At 71.9% G+C, this 20,517-nt stretch carries 25 protein-coding genes; 11 read left to right on the top strand and 14 right to left on the bottom strand.

Going from position 1 to position 20,517, the window contains the following annotated elements; genetic code table 11:
- The first annotated feature begins 59 nt into the window (after window positions 1-59).
- On the top strand, window positions 60-347 hold the full coding sequence (locus AMPC_RS12390) for a septal ring lytic transglycosylase RlpA family protein (protein WP_248341350.1): 288 nt from the start codon (window positions 60-62) through the stop codon (window positions 345-347).
- A 25-nt stretch (window positions 348-372) separates the two neighbouring features.
- Here AMPC_RS12390 and rpe read toward each other — a convergent pair whose 3' ends face one another.
- The 12 genes from rpe to AMPC_RS12330 form a co-directional block, all read right to left on the bottom strand.
- The gene (gene rpe / locus AMPC_RS12385) at window positions 373-1,056 is read right to left on the bottom strand and encodes a ribulose-phosphate 3-epimerase (protein WP_248341349.1); all 684 of its coding nucleotides are present in this window, start codon (window positions 1,054-1,056) and stop codon (window positions 373-375) included.
- Between the two features lie 23 nt (window positions 1,057-1,079).
- Window positions 1,080-1,370 (bottom strand): hypothetical protein, encoded by a 291-nt coding sequence (locus AMPC_RS12380; protein WP_248341345.1) that lies wholly within the window; start codon window positions 1,368-1,370, stop codon window positions 1,080-1,082.
- 94 nt (window positions 1,371-1,464) lie between these two features.
- Window positions 1,465-2,895, bottom strand: coding sequence for a glycogen synthase GlgA (gene glgA / locus AMPC_RS12375; protein ID WP_248341337.1), 1,431 nt, complete (start codon window positions 2,893-2,895; stop codon window positions 1,465-1,467).
- 10 nt (window positions 2,896-2,905) lie between these two features.
- Window positions 2,906-3,907 (bottom strand): galactose-1-phosphate uridylyltransferase, encoded by a 1,002-nt coding sequence (locus AMPC_RS12370; RefSeq protein WP_248341328.1) that lies wholly within the window; start codon window positions 3,905-3,907, stop codon window positions 2,906-2,908.
- A gap of 54 nt (window positions 3,908-3,961) precedes the next feature.
- Window positions 3,962-5,134: an MFS transporter gene (locus AMPC_RS12365; RefSeq protein ID WP_248341326.1), complete on the bottom strand. Its 1,173-nt coding sequence runs from the start codon at window positions 5,132-5,134 to the stop codon at window positions 3,962-3,964.
- 84 nt (window positions 5,135-5,218) lie between these two features.
- Window positions 5,219-7,381 carry a glycoside hydrolase family 57 protein gene (locus AMPC_RS12360; protein ID WP_248341317.1) on the bottom strand — a complete coding sequence of 721 codons (2,163 nt, stop codon included), beginning with the start codon at window positions 7,379-7,381 and terminating at the stop codon, window positions 5,219-5,221.
- Window positions 7,382-7,439: 58 nt separating this feature from the next.
- On the bottom strand, window positions 7,440-7,841 hold the full coding sequence (locus tag AMPC_RS12355; RefSeq protein WP_248341315.1) for a VOC family protein: 402 nt from the start codon (window positions 7,839-7,841) through the stop codon (window positions 7,440-7,442).
- 61 nt (window positions 7,842-7,902) lie between these two features.
- Window positions 7,903-8,205, bottom strand: coding sequence for a hypothetical protein (locus AMPC_RS12350; RefSeq protein WP_248341292.1), 303 nt, complete (start codon window positions 8,203-8,205; stop codon window positions 7,903-7,905).
- 8 nt (window positions 8,206-8,213) lie between these two features.
- Complete coding sequence (locus AMPC_RS12345; RefSeq protein ID WP_248341290.1) at window positions 8,214-8,495, bottom strand: hypothetical protein; 282 nt, start codon at window positions 8,493-8,495, stop codon at window positions 8,214-8,216.
- Window positions 8,496-8,673: 178 nt separating this feature from the next.
- Window positions 8,674-9,450: a hypothetical protein gene (locus AMPC_RS12340; protein WP_248341282.1), complete on the bottom strand. Its 777-nt coding sequence runs from the start codon at window positions 9,448-9,450 to the stop codon at window positions 8,674-8,676.
- Window positions 9,451-9,993, bottom strand: coding sequence for a hypoxanthine phosphoribosyltransferase (hpt, locus tag AMPC_RS12335; RefSeq protein WP_248341280.1), 543 nt, complete (start codon window positions 9,991-9,993; stop codon window positions 9,451-9,453).
- A complete protein-coding gene (locus AMPC_RS12330; protein WP_248341278.1) occupies window positions 9,980-10,795 on the bottom strand; it encodes a uracil phosphoribosyltransferase in 816 nt (271 codons plus the stop codon). Before AMPC_RS12330 ends, hpt begins: the two co-directional genes overlap by 14 nt.
- A gap of 78 nt (window positions 10,796-10,873) precedes the next feature.
- On the opposite strand from AMPC_RS12330, the gene AMPC_RS12325 reads away from it, so the two are divergent.
- A complete protein-coding gene (locus AMPC_RS12325) occupies window positions 10,874-11,353 on the top strand; it encodes an aminoacyl-tRNA deacylase (RefSeq protein ID WP_318654298.1) in 480 nt (159 codons plus the stop codon).
- 12 nt (window positions 11,354-11,365) lie between these two features.
- On the opposite strand, the gene AMPC_RS12320 is transcribed toward AMPC_RS12325, so the two are convergent.
- Together AMPC_RS12320 and AMPC_RS12315 are read right to left on the bottom strand one after the other, a co-directional pair.
- Window positions 11,366-11,944 (bottom strand): DUF4276 family protein, encoded by a 579-nt coding sequence (locus AMPC_RS12320; RefSeq protein WP_248346310.1) that lies wholly within the window; start codon window positions 11,942-11,944, stop codon window positions 11,366-11,368.
- Window positions 11,944-13,143, bottom strand: a complete 1,200-nt coding sequence (locus tag AMPC_RS12315) for an AAA family ATPase (protein WP_248341274.1) — start codon at window positions 13,141-13,143, stop codon at window positions 11,944-11,946. Before AMPC_RS12315 ends, AMPC_RS12320 begins: the two co-directional genes overlap by 1 nt.
- A 106-nt stretch (window positions 13,144-13,249) precedes the next feature.
- On the opposite strand from AMPC_RS12315, the gene ispE reads away from it, so the two are divergent.
- The 9 genes from ispE (at window position 13,250) to AMPC_RS12270 (ending at window position 20,502) form a co-directional block, all read left to right on the top strand.
- Window positions 13,250-14,194 carry a 4-(cytidine 5'-diphospho)-2-C-methyl-D-erythritol kinase gene (ispE, locus tag AMPC_RS12310; protein ID WP_248341272.1) on the top strand — a complete coding sequence of 315 codons (945 nt, stop codon included), beginning with the start codon at window positions 13,250-13,252 and terminating at the stop codon, window positions 14,192-14,194.
- Window positions 14,134-14,445: a septation regulator SpoVG gene (spoVG, locus tag AMPC_RS12305; RefSeq protein ID WP_248341263.1), complete on the top strand. Its 312-nt coding sequence runs from the start codon at window positions 14,134-14,136 to the stop codon at window positions 14,443-14,445. Before ispE ends, spoVG begins: the two co-directional genes overlap by 61 nt.
- 96 nt (window positions 14,446-14,541) lie before the next feature.
- A complete protein-coding gene (locus AMPC_RS12300; RefSeq protein ID WP_248341254.1) occupies window positions 14,542-15,510 on the top strand; it encodes a ribose-phosphate pyrophosphokinase in 969 nt (322 codons plus the stop codon).
- Window positions 15,511-15,693: 183 nt separating this feature from the next.
- Window positions 15,694-16,419: a 50S ribosomal protein L25/general stress protein Ctc gene (locus AMPC_RS12295; protein WP_248341252.1), complete on the top strand. Its 726-nt coding sequence runs from the start codon at window positions 15,694-15,696 to the stop codon at window positions 16,417-16,419.
- 9 nt (window positions 16,420-16,428) lie between these two features.
- Window positions 16,429-17,007: an aminoacyl-tRNA hydrolase gene (gene pth / locus AMPC_RS12290; protein WP_248341251.1), complete on the top strand. Its 579-nt coding sequence runs from the start codon at window positions 16,429-16,431 to the stop codon at window positions 17,005-17,007.
- A 132-nt stretch (window positions 17,008-17,139) separates the two neighbouring features.
- Window positions 17,140-17,601: a 30S ribosomal protein S6 gene (gene rpsF / locus AMPC_RS12285; RefSeq protein WP_248341244.1), complete on the top strand. Its 462-nt coding sequence runs from the start codon at window positions 17,140-17,142 to the stop codon at window positions 17,599-17,601.
- 3 nt (window positions 17,602-17,604) lie between these two features.
- Complete coding sequence (rpsR, locus tag AMPC_RS12280) at window positions 17,605-17,988, top strand: 30S ribosomal protein S18 (protein WP_248341236.1); 384 nt, start codon at window positions 17,605-17,607, stop codon at window positions 17,986-17,988.
- Between the two features lie 9 nt (window positions 17,989-17,997).
- Window positions 17,998-18,447, top strand: a complete 450-nt coding sequence (gene rplI, locus AMPC_RS12275) for a 50S ribosomal protein L9 (protein ID WP_248341226.1) — start codon at window positions 17,998-18,000, stop codon at window positions 18,445-18,447.
- Between the two features lie 69 nt (window positions 18,448-18,516).
- The gene (locus AMPC_RS12270) at window positions 18,517-20,502 is read left to right on the top strand and encodes a S9 family peptidase (protein WP_248341224.1); all 1,986 of its coding nucleotides are present in this window, start codon (window positions 18,517-18,519) and stop codon (window positions 20,500-20,502) included.
- The last annotated feature ends 15 nt before the right edge of the window (window positions 20,503-20,517 follow it).

The following is a 20,517-nucleotide window of genomic DNA, read 5'->3' as shown; positions in this document are numbered from 1 at the left end:
TCCTCCTCGCCGCGGCCCTCTCGGCCTGCGCGCACGCCCGCCCCGAGCGCGAGGCCCCGGTGGACGTGGGGCTGGCGAGCTTCTACGGCCGCGACTTCCACGGCAAGCGGACCGCCAGCGGCGAGCGCTACGACCCGGCCGCGCTCACCTGCGCCAGCCGGACCTTCCCGATCGGCAGCCGCGTCCGCGTCACCGACCTCGAGACCGGTCGCAGCGTGGAGGCGACCGTGAACGACCGCGGGCCGTGGGTGAAGGGGCGGGTGGTGGACCTCTCCCTCGCCGCCGCCCGCGCGCTCGGGATCCTGGAGCGCGGGGTGGCGCGGGTGAAGGTGGAGGCGGCGCGCTAGACGATCTGCGCCCGCGCCGCTTGCGCTAGACGACCCGCCCGCGCGCCGCTTCCGCGTTCCCCCGCAGCGCCGCGATGACCTGCCGGTAGTCCTTCGCCCCGAACACCGCCGACCCGGCCACGAACACGTTGGCCCCGGCGGCCGCCACCTCGGCGATGGTGTCGGGCTTCACGCCGCCGTCCACCTCGATCTCGAGCGCCTGGCCGCGCGCGTCGGCCAGGGCCCGCAGGCGGCGCACCTTCTCGGTGCAGGCGGCGATGTACTTCTGCCCCCCGAACCCCGGGTTGACCGTCATGAGGAGCACCATCTCGCAGTCCCCGAGCACGTAGTCGAGGCAGTCGAGGGGCGTGGAGGGGTTGAGCGCCACCGCCGGCCTGGCCCCGGCGTCGCGGATGGCCTGCAGGGTGCGGTGGAGGTGGGGCGAGACCTCGGCGTGGACGCTCACGAGGTCGGCGCCGGCCCGGGCGAAGTCGGCGACGTACCGCTCCGGCTCCACGATCATGAGGTGGCAGTCGATGGGGAGCTTCGTCACCTTGCGGACCGCCTCGACCACGAGCGGGCCGATGGTGATGTTCGGGACGAAGCGGCCGTCCATCACGTCCACGTGGACCACGTCGGCGCCGGCCGCCTCGACGGCCCGCACCTCCTCGGCCAGGCGGCCGAAGTCGGCGGACAGGATGGAGGGAGCGATGCGGATGGGGAGCGCCATCCGGCGAGGATACCACCCGCGGGCTAGCCTCGGCGCCGGTCGCTCTCGACCGAGCGGCTCACGTGCAGCGCGTCCACCTCGGGCGGCTCGGGGGGCTCGGGCTCGGAGAGGCTCGAGAGGTCGTCGATGGAGCCGGGGAGGTCGCCGCCCGAGTCGCCGCCGAGCTCGGTGGGCGCGGCGCCGCCCACGTTGGCCGTGGGCACCACCCGGTCCTCGGCGTCGTCGTCGTAGCGCGGGCGCTGGGAAGGCTGGGCGGTCGGCTCCTCGCCGAGCGCGGTCTCGTCGTCGTCGAAGGGGCGGGTTCTCTTGGGCACGGGGGGAACATGGCCACGCGCGCGCCCGGGGCCAATGGGGGGCCGCGAAGAGGGGCTAATGGCCGCGCGGGCGCGCCCGCCGCCGGCGGCCCGGTCAGCGCGCGGCGAGCGACTCGAACAGCCGCTCGTACGTCTGCGCGCTCCGGTCCCAGCTGAAGTCCTGGGCCATGCCCCGCGCCTGGAGCCCCGCCCAGGCGCGCCGATCGCGGTAGAGGTCGAGGGCCCGGCGCACGGCGGTGAGGAGCGCCCGCGGCTGGTACTCCCGGAACTTGAAGCCGGTGCCGCTGCGGAACCCGTCGTAGTCCTCGACCGTGTCCTCGAGCCCGCCCACCGCCCGGACCACCGGCACGGTGCCGTACCGCAGGCTGTACATCTGGTTGAGGCCGCAGGGCTCGAACCGGCTCGGCATGAGGAACACGTCGGCGCCGGCCTCGATCCGGTGCGCCAGCCCCTCGTCGAAGCCGACGTGGGCGGCGAGCCGGTCGGGCTGCTCGCGCGCCACCCGCCGGAAGAGCTCCTCGTAGTCGTGCCGCCCGCTCCCGAGCACCGCGACCTGCACGTCCTGGCGCAGGAGGTCGGGGAGCGCCGCGGCCACCAGGTCGAGCCCCTTCTGCTCGGCGAGCCGGCCGACCATCCCGACGAGCGGCACGCCCGGCCGCACCGGCAGCCGGAGCTCGCGCTGCAGCGCCTCCTTGCAGGCCGCCTTGCCGGAGAGGTCGTCGCGCGAGAAGCGGGCCGGCAGGTGGGGGTCGGCGGCCGGGTCCCACTCCCGCACGTCGATGCCGTTGAGGATGCCGTGCAGGTCGCGGGCGCGGTGGCGCAGCTGCGGGTCGAGCCCGTTGCCCGACTCGGGCGTGAGGATCTCGCGCGCGTAGGTGGGCGAGACGGTGGTGAGGGCGTCGGCGAAGACCAGCCCGGCCTTCATGAAGTTGAGCTGGTCGTAGAACTCCATCGCCTCGTAGCGGAAGACCTCCCAGGGCAGCCCCACCGCCGGGACCTCGTGCTTCCCGAAGACCCCCTGGTAGGCGAGGTTGTGGATGGTGAGCACCGTGCGCGCGCCGCGGGCCCAGGCGAGCTCCTGCTTCTCGTGGCGCACGAGCCAGGCGCCGAGCGCGGTCTGCCAGTCGTTGAGGTGGACCACGCGCGGCGAGAAGCCGAGGGCGGCCGGCAGGTCGAGCGCGGCCCGGGTGAAGAAGGCGAAGCGGGCGGCGTTGTCGGGGTAGTCGCGCCCGTGCTCGCCGTAGAGCCCGCGGCGGTGGCCGAAGAGCCGCTCGTGCTCGATGAAGTAGACCGGGGCCGGCCCGTCGGCGACGTAGGCGCCGGCCCGCTCCCCGCGGGCGTGCAGGGTCAGGTCCACCCGCCGCAGCCCGCGCCCCGCGGGGTCGATCGACCCGTAGCGCGGCGTCGCCACCACCACCCGGTGGCCCCGCGCCGCCAGCGCCCGGGGCAGCGCGCCCGCCACGTCGCCGAGGCCGCCGGTCTTCGACCAGGGCGCCACCTCGGACGCGAGGAAGAGCAGGTCCATCGGGGCGGTCCTACCCGGAGACCTTGCGCAGGAACTCGGCGGCGTCCTCGGGCGGCACCGGGTTGATGTGGAAGCCGCTGCCCCACTCGAAGCCGGCCACCGACTGCGTCGAGGCCGGCATCACCTCGACGTGCCAGTGGTAGCTCGGGCTCGAGGGGTCGCGCAGCGGGTTCGAGTGGACCATGAAGTTGTAGGCCGGGTGCCCGAGCGCCGCGCCGATGCGGCGGAGCGTGGTGCGCAGCGCCTGGGCGCAGTACCCGAGCCGCGCCTTCGGCTCGGCCTCGAAGTTCGACTCGTGCCGCTTCGGCACGATCCAGGTCTCGAAGGGGCTGCGCGGGGCCCAGGGCGCGAAGGCCACGAACTCCTCGTTCTCGAACACCAGCCGGCTGCGCTCCTTCCGCTCCTGGCCGACGATGTCGCAGAAGATGCAGCGCTCGCGGTGCTCGAAGTGGCGGCGGGCCCCCTCGATCTCCTCGGTCACCTGCCGCGGCGTGATGGGCAGCGCGATGAGCTGCGAGTGGGCGTGCTCCAGGCTCGCGCCGGCGGCGGCGCCGCTGTTCTTGAAGAGCAGGACGTAGCGGAAGCGCAGGTCGTTGCGCAGGTCGAGGATCCGCGCCTTGAAGGCGAAGAGCACCTCGGTGACCTCCTCGTCCGTGAGGTCGGCGAGGCTCTTCCCGTGCTCGGGCGTCTCCACGATCACCTCGTGGGCGCCGACCCCGTTCATGCGGTCGTAGATCCCCTCCGCCTGCCGCTCCAGCTCGCCCTCGATCATGAGCGCCGGGAAGCGGTTCGGGACCACCCGGACCTTCCAGCCCGGCCCGTCGGGGGGGCCGCCGGGCCCGCGCCCGCTGACGTAGACCTCGTGCGGCGTCTTGTCCTCCTGCCCCGGGCAGAAGGGGCAGAGGCCGCCGGCCGGCGCGGGCGCGCTGCGCGGCTGCTGGGGCCGGTGGGCCCGCTCGGTGGCGATGATCACCCAGCGGCCGACGATGGGGTCCCTGCGAAGTTCGGGCATGGTCTACGAGTCCTCCGCCGCCGTCCCCGCTCGTACCGCGGCGGGGAACGGTTCTCAAGCGCTCCGCGCCGGTCCCGGCCCCTTGATGGTCCAGCCGATGACGGTCGCCACCAGCATCACCGCCGCGCCGCCGAGGTACGGCCAGGCCATCGACTGCTTGAAGGTGTAGGTCCCGGTCTCGGGCCCGACGATCCGGCCGATGGCCGCCACCGACTGGCCGATGCCGAGCGAGCCGCCCTGGGCCTCCTGGGCGGCGAGCCGCGAGATGAGGCTCGACACCGCCGGCTGCGCGAAGCCCTGGCCCACCGCGAGCGGCACGCAGGCGGCGAGGAGCCCGGGGACGCCGCCGGCGTACGGCAGCGCGCCGAGCCCCACCACCATGAGCGCGGCGCCGGTGCCGAGCATGGGCACCTCGCCGAAGCGGCGCGAGAGCCGGCCCACGAGGCCGCCCTGCACGACCACCATCACCACGCCGATGAAGCCGAACACGTAGCCCACCTGCCGGTCGGTGAGGCCGTAGCGGTCGGCGGCGAGCAGGGTGAAGGTGCTCTCCATGGCGCTGAAGGCGAAGATGACGAGGAAGTAGAAGACCAGCAGCCGCGCGAAGCCGGGGCGGCTGAAGGCCTCCCGCAGCTCCTCGAGCCGGCGCACGCCGGGCGCGTGGGCGCCCTCCCGGCGCTGGTGCGGCTCGGGCAGGATGAAGAACGCCGCCACCCCGTTGAGGAGCGAGAGCCCGGCGGCGCCGAAGAAGGGCGCCCCGAGGTGCACGCCGGCGAGGAGCCCGCCCACCGGCGGCCCGAGCACGAACCCGAGGCCGAAGGCCGCGCCGATGATGCCCATGCCGCGGGCCCGGTCCTCGGGGGTGGTGACGTCGGCCACGTAGGCCTGCGCGATGGCCACGTTGGCGGTGGCGGCGCCGGCGAACAGGCGGGTGAGGAGCAGCGCCAGGAAGGTGCGGGCGAGCCCCGAGAAGAGGAAGGCCACCGCCGAGAGGACGATCGACGCGAGCAGCACCGGCCGCCGCCCGACCCGGTCCGAGAGCCGCCCCCAGAGCGGCGCGAAGACGAACTGCATGGCGGAGTAGCCGGTGAACAGGAGCCCGATGTACTCGACCGGCGCGCCCAGCTCCCGCGCGTAGCGGGACATGAGCGGCATCACCATCCCGAACCCGAGCAGGTCGATGAAGACGATGATGAAGAGGATGGGCAGAGGGCTGGGTTTCTTCACGCGCGCCGAATCTAACCCGGATCAAGCCCCGCTGCCGAGCAACCCGGGCCCCGGCGAGGCCGCCGGCGGCGGGCGCACCCGCGCCTACACGCGCCAGTGGACGCGCTCGAAGTCCTCGTCCGGCACCTGCACGTCGAGGTACCCGTAGCGGGGCAGGCGCTCGACCGCCACGCCACCGCGCAGGACGTGGACCGCGACCGCCACCCTGGCGCGGGGCGCGAGCTGCAGCGGGGCGAACGGGACCCCGAGCTCGAGGATGCGCGCGAAGGCGGCCTCGCCGAGGGGCCCCTCCCGCCAGCGGCCCGCGAAGGGGCCGCCGTCGGTGAGCGCGAACTCCACCCGCTCCGTGCGGCCGTCGCAGGTGAGCTCGACCCGGACCGAGCTCGCCACCTCGCGCGACCGCTCCGGCGACTCGGCCGGGTCGAGCCGGAGGTAGAGCCGGCCGAGGTCGAAGCCGAAGTGCAGCACGTTGAAGGCCTGCGCGCCGCCGAACATCGAGCCGCGGTGCTGGCCGGGCCGGTAGAGCCCCGCCCCCTGCCACTCGAAGTAGGTGGTCTCCTGGCCGTCGAGGCGCGGCGAGAGGAGCAGGGTGGGCTCGCGCAGCGGCTTGAGCGCGGCGGCGGCGGTGGGGCCGACGCGCTTGATGGGCTCGAGCGCCTCCGGCGGCGGCGGCGCGCCCACGAGGTGGCAGGCGGCGAGGACGTGGCCGCGGAAGAGGCTGTCGAACTCGGCCGCGAGCTCGGTGGTGAAGTCCTCGCCGTACCACCAGTACCAGTCGGAGCCCTCGGCCGCGTAGAGGTGGCGCCGCGCCCGGTCGAGCCGCTCCGGCGGGACGTCCCGCACCTGCTCGAGCGCCTCGCGCGCCTTGGCGAGCGCGGTCCAGGCCTGGCGATCCTCCTGGTGGCCGATCCAGATCCGGTAGCTCCCCTCGATCCAGGAGCCGGAGTGGATCCGCGCGATGGCGGGGCCGGCGGGCGCGGCGGTCGCCTCCGACACCGTGGCCGTCGCGAGGGTCTGGGAGCCCTCGAGCTGCCGGTAGAGCTCGTCGAGGAACTCGAAGCCGGAGCCCTGGAAGTGCTCCCAGGGGTTCTCGCCGTCGAGGAAGACGCCCACGGTGGCCGGGCCGTCGAGCTCCGCGTCGGTCCAGGCCGTGCCGATGCTCTCGAGGTGGGAGACGAGGTCGGCCACCGCCTCCCGGGCCGGCGTGCGCGCGTAGGTGAAGCCGATGAGGTCGGAGAGGCCGCGGTCGCGGAAGAGCATCCGCACCGCCCGGCCGGCGCCGGCCTCGGCGAGCCAGGGCCGGTAGAGGGTGCGGAGCCGCGGCGGGTCGGGAGAGAGGGACCGGAAGAGGACCGCCTCGTCGGTGCAGAGCCAGCCGACGCCCTCGGAGGCGAAGACCTCGAGCGCCTCGGGGGAGACGGAGCCCTCGGCGGGCCACATCCCGTCCGGCCGGCGGCCGAAGATCCGCTCGTGGACCGCGATCGCCTCGCGCACGTGCCAGCGGGCGTCCTCGGGCCAGGCGAAGCGCTGCGGGAGCGGCAGGCCCGGCAGGGCGCGGCGGGCCACGTCGGTGTCGCAGACGAGCGGGAGGATGGGGTGGAAGTACGGGGTGGTCGAGAGCTCCACCTGCCCGCGCTCGGCGAGGCGCCGCCAGCGCGGCGCGATCTCGCCCACGATGCGGCGCTGCGCCGCGAGGAGGTAGTCCACGTCGGCCCGGCCGAAGTCGCGGCCCTTCTCGCGCAGCGCGCGCAGCCCCTCGTCGTCGGCGAGTGCGCCGAAGCCCATCCAGCCGAGGTTGAAGAGCACCTGCAGGTCGGTCAGGTCGGCGGTGGTGAAGCGCTCGGCGGTGCGGGCGAGGTCGATCTGCCGGATGTCGCGCCCGCGCTGGTGGAGGAGGCTCCAGTAGCGCGGGAGGGGGCGGATCACCGTCTCCCAGTCCACCATGAAGAAGCTCTTGAGGAGCTGCTGCCGCTCCTCCGGGCCGAGCTCCTCGGCGGGGCGGGCGGTGAGGTCGAGGAAGCGGTCGCGCGCGGTGCCGCGGGCGTAGTCCTCGAGCTGCTCGAGGAGCACCGGGGTGAAGTTGACGGTGCAGCGCACGCCCGGGTGGCGCTCCAGCATCCAGGCCATGTCGTAGTAGGCGCGCGTCGCGTGGAGCCGCACCCAGGGCATGAGGTACTCGCCCGTCTCCGGCTCCCGGTAGAGGGGCTGGTGCATGTGCCAGAGGAAGGCGACGCGGGTCTTGGCCATGAGGGGTCGCAAAAGCTAGCAGCGCGCGGCGGGCGGCGACAAGGGACCGCGGGTGTCGTCAGGGCGGGGCGATGGGCGGGTGGTGGATGACCTGCACCACGAGCCCCTCCGGACCCGAGACGTAGAGTGAACGCGCCCCGTCGCGGTGCGTGCGCGGACCGGCGAGGAGGCGGGCGCCGCGCGCGGCGAGCCAGTCGGCCCAGGCGTCCACGTCGGCCGGCCGGCCCACCAGGAGGCCGACGTGGTCCAGCAGCCCCGCCGCGGCCTCCGACGGGCTCGCGGGACGGTCCATCCGGTGCAGCGCCACGTTGTCGCCGGCGCGGCGCAGGTAGACGTTCTGGGGATCGGGCCGCCACTCCACCTCGTAGCCGAGCACGTCCACGAAGAAGGCCTCGGCGGCGGGCAGATCGGCGAAGCGCAGGGCGACGTGGCGCAGGCCCAGGGTGGGGGGCGCGGGCATGCTCCTGCCTTAACTGCGGCGGCGGCGGGCCGCCCGGGATTGCCCGCGGGCGGCCAGGAGGCTACGGCGCCGCGGTGCCGGTGACCTCGCAGGCGCCGCCGGCGATGGCGGCGCAGTCGTGGCCGAGCACGCAGTCGATGGTGTGGCTCTTCTCGCCGCCGGTGACGTCGCAGGCCGAGTTGCAGGCCGCCTCCGCCTTGGCCGGATCGGCCTGGTCCCAGTTCTCGAAGATCGAGGTCTGGCCGGCCGCCGCCCGGGCCGCCTCGCAGGAGGCGACCTTGGCGCAGTAGCGGGCGCAGTCGGGGCCGCAGCCGGCGAGGGTGAGCGCCGCGGCGACGAGGGCGAGGGGGAGCGCGCGCGTCATGGCCCCTCCTACTTCGGCACCGGGAGGGCGCAGGCGCCGGCGTTCACGTCGGCGCAGGCCTTGTCCTGCACGCAGGCGATGAAGGCCGAGTTGTCGGAGCCGGTGGCGTTGCAGCTCGAGACGCACTGCGCCTGGGTGGACTGGAACGTCGGCGTGCGCTGGGACGGGTCGGTCTGCGACCACTCCAGGAGCTGGCAGTCGTTCCACTTCTGGCAGAACTTGTCGCAGTCGATGCCGCAGCCGGCGAGCAGCAGCGGGGCGGCGAGGGCGAGGGCGAGGAACCGCTTCATCGTGACGTGCTCCTTCGGAGCCGGACGGTAAGGCCGCGGGGAGGCGGCGTCAAACTTCGGGGTGCTCGTGGCGGCCCCTCCCCGGCCCACCCCACGCGGTGGGGAGGTGCGCCTCGAGGAATCCCCTCCCCGCTCGGGCGGGGAGGGATAGGGAGGGGCGGCCAGCGGTGCCGAGCGCCTACGGCGTCGCGGACGGCGCCGGCGCCGGCGAGGTGGCCGGGGTCGGCGCGGCCTGGGCGGCGCCCTCCGGCGGCTTGGTCGGCGTGCCCACGCTGCCGGCGGTCCGCTGCGCCCGGTAGAGGTCCTCCACCATCGGCTCCACCTGCCGGAGCAGGAGGAAGGCGTCGGCGGCGCGGGGCGAGCTCGAGTCGGCGGTGGTGCGCAGCTTCTCGCGCGCGGCGCGCAGCGACTCCGCGGCCTTGTCGAGCAGCTGCTTCGCCTCGAAGAAGCCCACCTCGGCCCGCAGCGCCCGCAGCTCGTCCCGCTGCGCGCTCGACATCGAGGGCAGCTTCTCGGCCCGGGCCACGCCGGCGGCGGCGCGCTCGAGCCCCTCGGGGCGGCCGGTGGCGATGTCCGCCGTGGCCCACTTCGCGAGCAGGGCGAAGATCGCCTCGTCGAGCTGGGCGCGGTCGTCGAAGGCCTGCTCGTCCTTCACCTCGGCGCCGGCCGGGATCGGGATGGGGGCGTAGGCGGCCACGAGGCCCGGGTCGCTGCTCTTGAAGGCCTGGCGCCCCACCGGCAGGAACATCCCCTTCTTCACCACCAGGGCGCCGCTCTCGGGGGTGAGGAACCAGGTGCGCGCGTTCCGCTCCGAGGCGAGCCAGAGCACCACGCCCGCCAGCGCCACGATGACCAGCCCCGCGAGCGTGAGCTTCCCGCCGGTGGCCGGCTTCTTCTCCCAGCGCTTCTCGGCCTTCGCCGCCTCGGCCTGCTCAGGCTTCTGTTCCTCGGCCACCTAGAGCCCCCCGCGGAGGACGCCCACGTAGGGCAGGTTGCGCAGCTTGCCGTCCACGTCGAGCCCGTAGCCCACGAGGAACTGGTCCTCGACGACGAAGCCCTTGTAGTCGATGGGGATCTTCACCTTGGCCCGCGACGGCTTCTCGAGGAAGGCGGCGAGCTTGAGGCTCGCGGGGCGGCGGGTGCCGAGGTTCTCGAGCAGGTACTGCATGGTGAGCCCCGTGTCGATGATGTCCTCGACGAGCAGCACGTCGAGCCCCTCGATCGGCCGGTTGAGGTCGGAGGTCACCCGCACCACGCCGGTGGACTTGGTGCCCACGTAGGAGCTGATGCCCATGAAGTCGATGGTGAGCGGCAGGTCGATGGCGCGCGCCAGGTCGGCGAGGAAGACGTAGCTCCCCTTCAGCACCGCCACCAGCGCGAGGTCCTTGCCCTGGTAGTCGCGCGTGATCTGCGCGCCCATCTCCTGGATGCGCGCCTGGATCTGCTCCGCGGACAGGAGCGTCTCGACGCGGAACGGCCCTTCCCTAGACGTAGGCATTGTTCATGATCTCCCCGAAGCCGCCGCCGCCCGGGACGATGTACTGGTGGTCGTCGAGCCCGCGCTCCTCGGCCCAGCGGGTGCCCGGCACCGTGGCGAGCACCTCGGCCGGCGAGAGGCCGCGGTCGAGCCGGATGGCGTAGACCATCACGTCGGGGTGCTTGGTGGTCATCGTCTTCAGGTACTCGGGGGTGACGATGAGGTGCATGTTGACGATGCGCCGCGGCGTCCCCTCCACCTTGTGCTTGTAGGTGTCGATGGCGACGTCGAGCGAGCCGCCGGTCGCGCCCATCGGGTCGGGGAAGAGGAGGAAGGCGTCGTGGACGTCGCCGCCGATCTTGGCGCCGCCGATCCCCGAGCCGACCACCTGCTGCCCGTCGCCCAGCATGCGGCTCATGATGATGTGGTCCTGCCGCACCTGCTCCGGCTGGAGCGTCATGTTGGCGAGGTCGTAGACCGTCTGCGAGGGGAGGGCGCCGGCGCGGGCGATGTTGACCGTGACCACGCGGGTGGTGGGGTCGATGTTCTCGCCGTGGAAGACCGCCTGCGGCGCGCTCTCGATCATGCGGGTCGGGACGTTGACCATCCGCCGCGGGAACTCGTTGTTGAGCACCACCTTGAAGAGCTCGCCGTAGAGCTGCGCCACGAGGCGGTTGATGGTCGGCTGGACCGTGCCCTTCGCGCAGAGCGTCGCGAGCTGCGTCAGCAGGAACGGATCCGCGAGCAGGTGGACGTTCGGACCGTAGCGGTGCTCGATCTCGGGCGTGCGGTAGGGGATCTTCTCGTACAGGTGGTCGGGCAAGGGGTGCTCCGGGAGGCGTGAGGTCGCGACAGGGTACTCGCCCCGCGCGCCCGGCAAAAGGGGCTAATCTTGCCTGCCGTGAGCCACAAGACCAACGCCGCGCGCCTCCTGGAGAAGCTGGGGCTGCCCTACCAGCTCAAGACCTATCCGCCCGAGCCCGACGACCTCTCCCCCGAGCGGCTCTCCCGCGAGCTCTCGCTGCCCCCCGAGCAGATCTTCAAGACGCTGGTGGTGCGCGGCGAGCGCACCGGGGTGATGTTCGCGGTCATCCCGCTCGCGCTCCGGCTCGACCTCAAGGCGCTCGCCCGCCTGGCCGGCGACAAGGGGGTGGACGTGGTGCCGCTCAAGGAGGTCCAGCCGCTCACCGGCTACGTGCGCGGCGGCGTCACCGCCCTCGCCGCCAGGAAGGACTACCCGGTGTTCGTGGACGAGACCATCGAGCTCTTCGACGTGATCAGCGTCTCCGCCGGCGCGAAGGGGGAGCAGCTCCTCGTCGCGCCGAGCGACTATCTCCGGGCGACCCAGGCCAGGGTGGGCGCCCTCGCCGTGGGCGACTGAGGGTAGACGGAGTCAGGCCGACCGGTCGGCCAGTCGGCATACTTCTCTTACCAGCTTACCGAAGGATGGAAGCTTCCCCGTCAAGTCGAGATCCAAGAGAGCGCTGAACGCGGGTTGGTCCAGCGTTTCTGAGTATCCGTTCTGCATTCGCGCGCCGAGCCATTCCTTAGCCCCTCTGATGGATTCCGGATCAGCAGGCGGCACGGCCTCTGTAGACAGGCCTCGCTGCCCGCGCAGGGAGAGCACGGAACCCAAGAACCAAGCTTCGTACTCACGAACTGCTGCGACTACCGCAATTCTCAGGTCCGGCCGCGCAGTGCGAGCTATGTTGGTAAGCGTGTCGCCAAGGATAGCTGGGCAGTCGTCGTCGGCATCCAGCAGCACGAGAATAGACCCCTCTAGTCCAACCCGCCGGGCGAGAAAATCGACGGCACGTTCGAGTTCCCTGCTCTTCAGCATGCGAGTGCGAGCGAGTCGAAACGGAATCAACTGGACACTTAGGGCGGGACGTTCCCTGCCGAGAATTCTCCGAATCAGCACGGGTGCCGCTGATTCGTCTCCGTGTCCCTCGACGATGATCCCGAGTCGCATCATCGTCCGTCCGATTCGAAAAGGTGCAGCTGACTCTCGCTCGGGACAGCGGTTTCGTCCGGTCTTAGCTGGTCCACGCGGAGGAGTTCGCCCGCAGTGTACAGACGCTCCCGCAGCGCGGAACGCCCAGCATCGTCCAAACGAGCCATTCTCGTTCGGCCATGGTCGGAGGCTACCGCGATAATAGCTTCGTCTGGAATGCTCGGGTCATCAAGGAGTTCCGGACTGTGGCTGGTTACCAGAACCTGGGTATGTCGGCTTGCGTCTCGTAGTGCGTCGCGCAACACTCCAGCAGCGGCTGGATGTAGTGCCACCTCAGGTTCCTCGATCCCGACCAGCGGCACACGCCCTGAACCATTTGACTGGAAGAGAGCCACCAACAGCCCGAGGGCGCGCAGGGTGCCATCTGACATGTTGATGGCAGGAAACCGCCATGGGTCCTTTGCTCCAGCGATGGACTGACGAAACTGCAGAGTTTCCATGTGGCCCGCCGCGACCCGGCTGACCCCTTCGATGCCGGGCACGACCATTCGAAGGTACTCCTCGACACGGGTCTTTACCTGAGGAGAGCTCTTCTCCAATCGTTCGAGAACGCTCGCGAGATTACTTCCATCTCGCGCCAGGATGTCTCCCTTGTCCGGGGGCTGCAGCGCGCGAACGTGATCAGGGTTCAGACTATAGAAGCCCATTCGGGAAAGTGCATCGAACACGGGCCGAAATGCGGGCAATCCAGCGGCGTTTACGAGGTAAAGACGATCGCTTGAAGCGGGGGGAAAGACTTCCGAGGGGGCAACGACCACCTCGCCTGACCTTACGACGTACCTTGCGTGGCCAGTTGTGCATTCCTCTTTTGTAATCTCGTACGAGCCACGCTGAGCGCCCACTTCAAAAGCATAGGCGCCGAATAGGCCGTCGCTCAGCCGAAACTCCAGCCTAATTCCAAAGTTGGTTGGGTGGCCACTTGAGCGCCGCCTCACCTCATTGATGCCTCCGCGGTCACGGAGCGCATGATCGAGTGAAGTGCGCAAGGAGTCCGCGATCAGGCGCAGCGCATCAAGGAAGTTGCTCTTCCCTGAGCCGTTCGGCCCGACCAAGAAAGTCAAGGGGTCGAGACTGACGTCGCATCCTCCGATGCTTCGGAAGTTACGGACGACCACACGAGTGAGAAACTGAGATCTGATGTGATCGGAAACAGTCATGGGGAGAACTCAAGTCCAGCAAAGAGGGCGAGAACTGGCGAATATAATGTAGCAGTTCGATGCCCAGGCCGTTTCTGAATGCTCGTTCGGTTACAGTGCCCACCCCATGATCCTCGTCTCCCGCGCCCCGGCCAAGGTGAACCTCGTGCTGCGCGTCGGCCCCCGCCGCGCGGACGGATACCACGACCTCGCCACGCTGATGGTGCCGCTCGACCTCGCCGACGAGGTGGAGGTCCAGGTCTTCCCCGGGCGCGCGGGCGAGCTCACCTGCGAGTGCCCCGGCCACCCGGCGCTCGAGGGCCCGGACAACCTGGCCGCCCGCGCCGCCCGCGCGCTCATGCTCCGGCTCGGCCGGCGCGACCGCTGCCACATCGTGGTGCGCAAGCGGATCCCGGTGGTCGCCGGCCTGGGCGGCGGCAGCTCCGACGCCGCCGCGGCGCTGCGCTGCCTCGCCCGGGCGTACCACCTCGCGGACCGGGCCGCCCTCGCCGAGGTGGCGCTCTCGGTCGGCTCGGACGTGCCCTTCTTCCTCGGGCGCGGGCCCGCCTGGGCGGCGGGGCGCGGCGAGCGGCTCGAGCCGGCCCGGGTCGCGCCGCTCGACCTGGTGCTCCTCTACCCGCGCGATCCGGCGCTCGCGATCCGGGCCGGCGACGCCTACCGCTTCCTCGACGAGGACCGGGAGGCCGGCCGCGCCCCCGCGCCGCGCGGGCTCGAGCGTGGGACGGGATCCCCGTCGGGGTTCGACGCGGCCGCCCTGCACAACGACCTGCAGGGCCCCTGCTTCGGCCGTCACACGCCCCTTGCGGCGCTCGCCGCCCGTCTTGAAGGGGCCGGGGCACGCCCGGCTATAATGTCCGGGAGCGGGCCGACCATCTTCGGCCTCTTCGCTGGCCGGGCGGAGGCGAGGCGCGCGTCGCGGGGCCTGGGGGAGCGGGGGGCGGTGGAGGTCTTCGTCGTGCGGACACTGCAGCGGTTGCCGGGGGTCTCGCCATGGAAATCACGGACGTCCGCGTCTTCCCGGTCAACGAGGACAAGCTCAAGGCGTACGTGACCATCACGCTCGACCGCTGCTTCGTCGTGCGCGACCTCAAGGTGATCCACGGCAACACCGGGCTCTTCGTCGCCATGCCGGCGAAGCGGCGCAAGGACGGCACCTTCAAGGACATCGCCCACCCGCTCAACTCGGAGACGCGCGACCGGATGGAGCGCATCATCCTCGCGGAGTACGAGCGCGAGGTGAAGAAGGGCGCGCCGGCCGCCGACGCGGGCGCCTCCTCGCTCGCCGCCGGCCAGGGGCTCTGAGCCGCCGCTCCGGGTGACGGCGGCGGGTCCGGAGCGCACCGGTCGACGGAGCGCCCCCGGAGTGGTATGCAGCGCTTCTTCCCGGAGGCACACCAGATGAGCAGCGAGCACGGGCTCCGGCCCGGGTACAAGATCTTTTCCGGAAACTCGAACACCGCCCTCGCGCAGGCCGTCGCCGCGCAGCTCGAGGGGCCGCTCTCGAAGGCGCTCGTCGGCCGCTTCTCCGACGGCGAGATCCAGGTCGAGATCGGCGAGAACGTCCGCGGGCTCGACGCCTTCATCGTCCAGTCCACCGCGCCGGACGCCAACAACCGGCTCATGGAGCTGCTCATCATGATCGACGCGCTCAAGCGCGCGTCGGCCGGCTCCATCACCGCGGTGATCCCCTACTACGGCTACGCCCGGCAGGACCGGAAGGTCGCCCCGCGCACGCCCATCACGGCCAAGCTCGTGGCCGACCTCATCGAGGCCGCCGGCGCCACCCGCGTGGTGTCGATGGACATGCACGCCGGGCAGATCCAGGGCTTCTTCAACATCCCCTTCGACCACCTGTACGCCGCGCCGGTGCTGCTCGACCACATGCGCAAGCGCTTCGACGGCCAGGCCCAGGACGTGGTGGTGGTCTCGCCCGACGCCGGCGGCGTGGAGCGCGCCCGCGCCTACTCGAAGCGGCTCGGCTCGACCCTCGGCATCGTGGACAAGCGCCGCACCAAGCCGAACGTCGCCGAGATCATGAACGTGATCGGCGAGGTGAGCGGCAAGACCGCGGTGCTGCTCGACGACATGATCGACACCGCCGGCACCCTCACGCAGGCCGCCAACGCCCTCATGGACAAGGGCGCGGCCAAGGTCTACGCGTACGCCACCCACGGCGTGCTCTCCGGCCCGGCGGTGGAGCGGATCCAGAAGAGCCCGATCGAGGAGGTGGTGATCACCGACACCATCGCGCTCTCGCCGCAGGCCCAGGCCTGCCCCAAGATCAAGACCCTCAGCGTCGCGAAGCTGTTCGGGGAGGCGATCCGCCGGATCCACACGGGGGACAGCCTTTCGAGCCTCTTCGTCTGAGCGTGTGGACGGGACATGCCGTCCCGAGCTGGTTCCTGATCCTCGCTGATCCTCGAAGGGCGGCTTGACCGCGGCCGCCCTTTCCGCTAAAAGCCCGCGGTTCCATTGGCAAACACCCCCAGGGACGGGGCACCGCCACCGTCCCCTCGCCGGCCGTCATCGGTGAGTCCGTTGGGAGATCACATGGCTGACACGAGCGTTCTTTCCGCGCAGCGCCGCGAGGGCAAGGGCAAGGGCCCGGCCCGCCGCCTGCGCGCCCAGGGTCTCATCCCCGCGGTCGTCTACGCGCCCCACGGCGAGCCTTCGAACCTGGCCGTCGATCCGGCCGCGCTGCAGAAGGCCATCGCGACCCCCAAGAAGTTCAACACGCTGCTGACGCTCGCCCTCGACGGCGGCGACAAGCAGGTGCTCTTCAAGGACTACCAGGTCGATCCGGTCACCCGGAAGCTCCTGCACGCCGACTTCCTCGAGGTGCAGCTCGACAAGCCGGTGAAGGCCCACGTGCCGGTCGCCATCGTCGGCCGCGCCGAGGGCGTCGCCTCCGGCGGCATCCTCCAGGTGAGCGCGCACGAGATCGAGGTCCTCGCCCTCCCGGCGGCGATCCCCGAGAAGATCGAGGTGGACGTCACCCCGCTCAAGATCGGCGCCTCGATCCACATCGCCGACGTGAAGGCGCCCGAGGGCGTCAAGCTCAAGTTCGCGACCAACTACACGGTCGCCGTGGTCGCCGTGCCCGAGAAGGAGGAGGTGGCCGCTCCGGTCGCCGCCGTCGCGGGCGCGGAGGGCGCGGCTCCTGCCGCTGGCGCGGCTCCGGCCGCTGGCGCGGCTCCGGCCGCCGGCGCGGCTCCGGCCAAGGGTGGCGCGGCTCCGGCCGCCGCCGCTCCGGCCAAGGGCGCCGCCAAGAAGTAGGGCGACGCCTTGAAGCTGGTCGTCGGCCTTGGGAACCCCGGTCCCGAGTACGCGCGCACGCGCCACAACGTCGGCTACCTGGTGGCCGACGCGCTGGCGCGCGACCTCGGCGCCTCGTTCGCGGCGGGCAAGTTCGCCGCGGACGTGGCGGAGGGCCGGATCGCCGGAGAGAGGGTCCTCGTCGTGAAGCCGAGGACCTTCATGAACCACTCCGGCGAGGCCGTGGGCCCGCTGCTCCGCTTCTGGAAGGCGGAGCTCGCGGACCTGGCGGTGGTCCACGACGACCTGGAGCTCGAGCCGTTCCGGGTGCAGGTGAAGGTCGGAGGTGGCCACGCCGGCCACAACGGCCTGAAGAGCCTGAACGCCCACCTCGGCAGCCCCGAGTACGCCCGCGTCCGCGTGGGCGTGGGGCGGCCGCCGCCGCAGATGGACCCGGCCGACTGGGTCCTGGGGCGGTTCGGGAAGGGCGACGAGCCCCGGCTCGCCGAGTGCGTGGAGTGGGCCACCGCGGCCGCGCGCACCATCGTCGAGCAGGGCGCGGTGAAGGCGATGAACGAGTTCAACCGGCGGGTGAAGTCGCCGGGGTAGTCGCGGCAAGGCAGCACAGAGGGTGACCACCGGGATGGGCCCGGCGGCACCGGCAGCTCCTCGCGGCGGGCGAACCGCCGCTTTAATGGTGGCGCGCAGCAGGGCGCCTCCTCAGACCCGAGGGGAGTTCAGATGGCGGAAACGCAGAAGAAGCTCGTGCGCGAGTACGAGACCATCTACCTGCTCAAGGCCGAGACGGCCGACGAGCAGGTGGACGAGATCAAGGAGCGGCTCCGCGCGGTGGTCTCGCGCGAGGGCGGCAAGGTCATCCGGTTCACCAACCAGGGCAAGCGCAAGACCGCCTTCCCGGTCGGCAAGAACCCGAAGGCGCTCTACATGCACGCGCTCTACGTCGGCAAGCCCGGCCTGGTCGCGGAGTTCGAGCGCAACCTCAAGATGATCGACAGCGTCACCAAGTTCCAGTCGGTGAAGGTCGCCGACGACGTCGACTTCGAGGCCCGGCAGGTCGAGGCCGACGTGAAGGTCACGCCGGTCGAGGACGAGCCGCGTCCCCGCGAGGAGCGCGGCGAGTTCGGCGAGCGCGGCGAGGACGGCTTCGAGGCCGGTCCCGAGTTCGAGCGAGGGGAGGAGTAAGCCATGGCGCGTCCTGACATGGGTGGCGGCAAGTTCGGTGGTGGCGGCTTCGGCGGCAAGCCGGGCGGCTTCGGCGGCGGTGGCGGCGGCGGCTTCGGCCGCGGCGGCGACCGCGACGAGCGCGGCGGCCGTGACGCCGGCGGCATGGAGGAGGGCGGTCGCGGCCGCGGCTTCGGCCGCCGCAAGGTCTGCCGGTTCTGCGCCGACAAGACCCTCAAGGTCGACTACAAGGACCAGGGTCAGATGAAGTACTTCCTGACCGAGCGCGGCAAGATCATCCCCCGCCGCATCAGCGGCAACTGCGCCAAGCACCAGCGCGAGGTGGCGACCGCCATCAAGCGCGCCCGCATCGTGGCGCTGCTGCCCTACACCGTCGTCACCGCCTAGGAGAACCACATGAAGCTCATCCTTCGCGAAGACGTGGACAACCTCGGCAAGGGCGGAGAGCTCGTCGAGGTGAAGCCCGGCTACGGCCGCAACTACCTGCTCCCCCGCGGGCTGGCGGTCCTCGCCAACCCGAAGAACGTCCGGGAGCTCGAGCACCAGAAGGCCGTGGCCGAGGCCAAGGCCGCCAAGCTCAAGGCCTCCGCCCAGGCGGTCGCCAAGCGCATCAACGAGACGCCGGTCACCCTGCAGCGCAAGGTCGGCGAGCAGGACAAGCTCTACGGGTCGGTCACCGCCCTCGACGTCGTCGAGGCGCTCGCCGCCCGCGGCCTGCAGCTCGACCGCCGCCTCATCGACCTCAAGGACCCCATCAAGACCCTGGGCGACTTCGAGGTGCCGGTGAAGCTCCACCGCGAGGTGGACGCCAAGGTGAAGGTCAAGGTCGAGGCCGAGGCCTCCTAGGCCGGACCCGACGTGAACCCCGAGGAGGGCCGGCGATGAGCCGGCCCTTCTCCTTTTCGGAGGCGCTCCTTGCTCGCTCCGCTGCTCTCCCTGGCCCTCGCCGCCCAGCCGCACGCGATGACGGTGGACGACCTGCTCGCCGTGCCCCGCGTGGCGGAGCCGGAGCTGTCGCCGGACGGGCTCGAGGTGGCGTTCACGGTGGCCCTCCCGGCCCCCGCCGGCGACCGGCTCGACTCGGCGCTGTACGTGGTCCCGGCGAAGGGCGGCGAGCCGCGCAAGCTCACGAGCGGCGCCGGCGAGCGCGTCACCTCGCCCCGCTTCTCGCCCGACGGGAAGCGCCTCGCCTTCGTCTCCACCCGCGGCGGCGCGAGCCAGGCCTGGGTCGTCCCCGCGCAGGGCGGCGAGCCGCGCCAGGTCACCTCCCTCCCGACCGAGGTGAACGAGCTGCTCTGGGCCGGCGACGGCGCGCTCCTCGTCACGAGCGACGTCGATCCGGCCTGCGGCGCCGACATGGCCTGCAACGAGCGGGCGGCGAAGCAGGCCGAGCACCGGCCGCACCTCGCGACGCGGCTCCTGTTCCGCCACTGGACGAGCTGGCGCGAGCGCACCCGCACGCACGTGCTGCGGGTCTCGCCGGAGGGCGGCGCGGCGCCGGTGGACCTCACGCCGGGCGATCGCGACGTCCCGCCCTTCCAGCGCGGCGAGGCGGGCGACCTCGCGGTCTCGCCCGACGGCCGGACCCTCTACTTCACCGCGGTCGCCGACCGCGTGGAGGCCACCTCCACCAACGGCGATCTCTACGCGGTGCCGGTGAAGGGCGGCGAGGCGCGCCAGCTCACGGCCGGCGCCGGCTGGGACGGCTCCCCCCGCCCGTCGCCGGACGGCAAGCTGCTCGCCTTCCGCAGCCAGCCGCGCGCCGGCTACGAGTCGGACCGCTTCCACCTCCTCGTGATGCCGGCCGCGGGCGGCGCGCCGCGCGACCTCACCGCGAGGAGCGAGCTCTCGGTCCAGGAGCTCGCCTGGGCGAACGGCGGCAAGGCGCTCCGCTTCACCGCCGACGTCGCCGGCCGGGTGGAGCTCTTCGAGGTGGACCTCGCCGCCGGCGAGCCGCGGCAGCTCACCCGCGGCGCCAACCTCACCGCCCTCCGCGGCGCGCGCGCCGGGCTCGCCTTCGCCGGCCTCGCCGACTCGCTGGTCCGCCCGCCCGAGGTGGTGATGCTCGAGGGCGGCCGGCCGCGCCCGCTGACGCGCTTCGGCGAGGCGGCGCTCGCCGACGTGCAGCGGGTGACCTACCGGGCCTTGGACGCGCGGTCGAAGGACGGCGCGCTCACCCACGGCTGGATCGTGCAGCCGCCCGGCGCGAAGCCCGGCGAGAGCCGGCCGGCCGTGGTGCTCGTCCACGGCGGTCCGCAGGGCGCGTGGCACGACGGCTGGAGCTACCGCTGGAACCCGATGCTCTGGGCCTCGCAGGGCTGGACGGTGATCCTGCCGAACCCGCGCGGCTCGACGGGCTGGGGCCAGGCCTACGTCGATGCGGTCAACCACGACTGGGGTGGGCGTCCGTTCGAGGACATCCTGGCGCTGACCGACGCGGCGGTGGTGGCCGGCGAGGCCGACCCGGCGCGGACCTGCGCGGCGGGGGCCAGCTACGGCGGGTACATGATCAACTGGATCAACGGCCACACCGACCGTTTCCGCTGCCTGGTCACCCATGCGGGCGATTTCGATCTCGAGTCGGCGTATTACGACACCGAGGAGCTGTGGTTCCCCGAGTGGGAGATGGGGCTGCCCTGGGAGCACCGCGCCGAGTACGATCGCTGGTCGCCCCACCGCTTCGTCACCGCCTGGAAGACGCCGACCCTCGTAACCCATGGTGAATTGGACTACCGCGTGAACGTCGCCCAGGGTTACTCCACGTTCACGGCGCTCCAGCGGCGCGGAATCGACTCGAAGCTGTTGCTGTTCCCGGACGAGGGTCACTGGATCCTCAAGCCCAGGAACGCGCGCACGTTCCACGAGGTGGTGTTCGGCTGGGTGCGCGAACACCTTCATTAAGCGTTGATAACCTAC

Source organism: Anaeromyxobacter paludicola, assembly GCF_023169965.1.
In the GTDB taxonomy this organism is placed as follows: Bacteria; Myxococcota; Myxococcia; order Myxococcales; family Anaeromyxobacteraceae; genus Anaeromyxobacter_B; species Anaeromyxobacter_B paludicola.
Note: the sequence above shows the minus strand (reverse complement) of the source record. Positions and strands in the feature narration are given on the sequence as shown.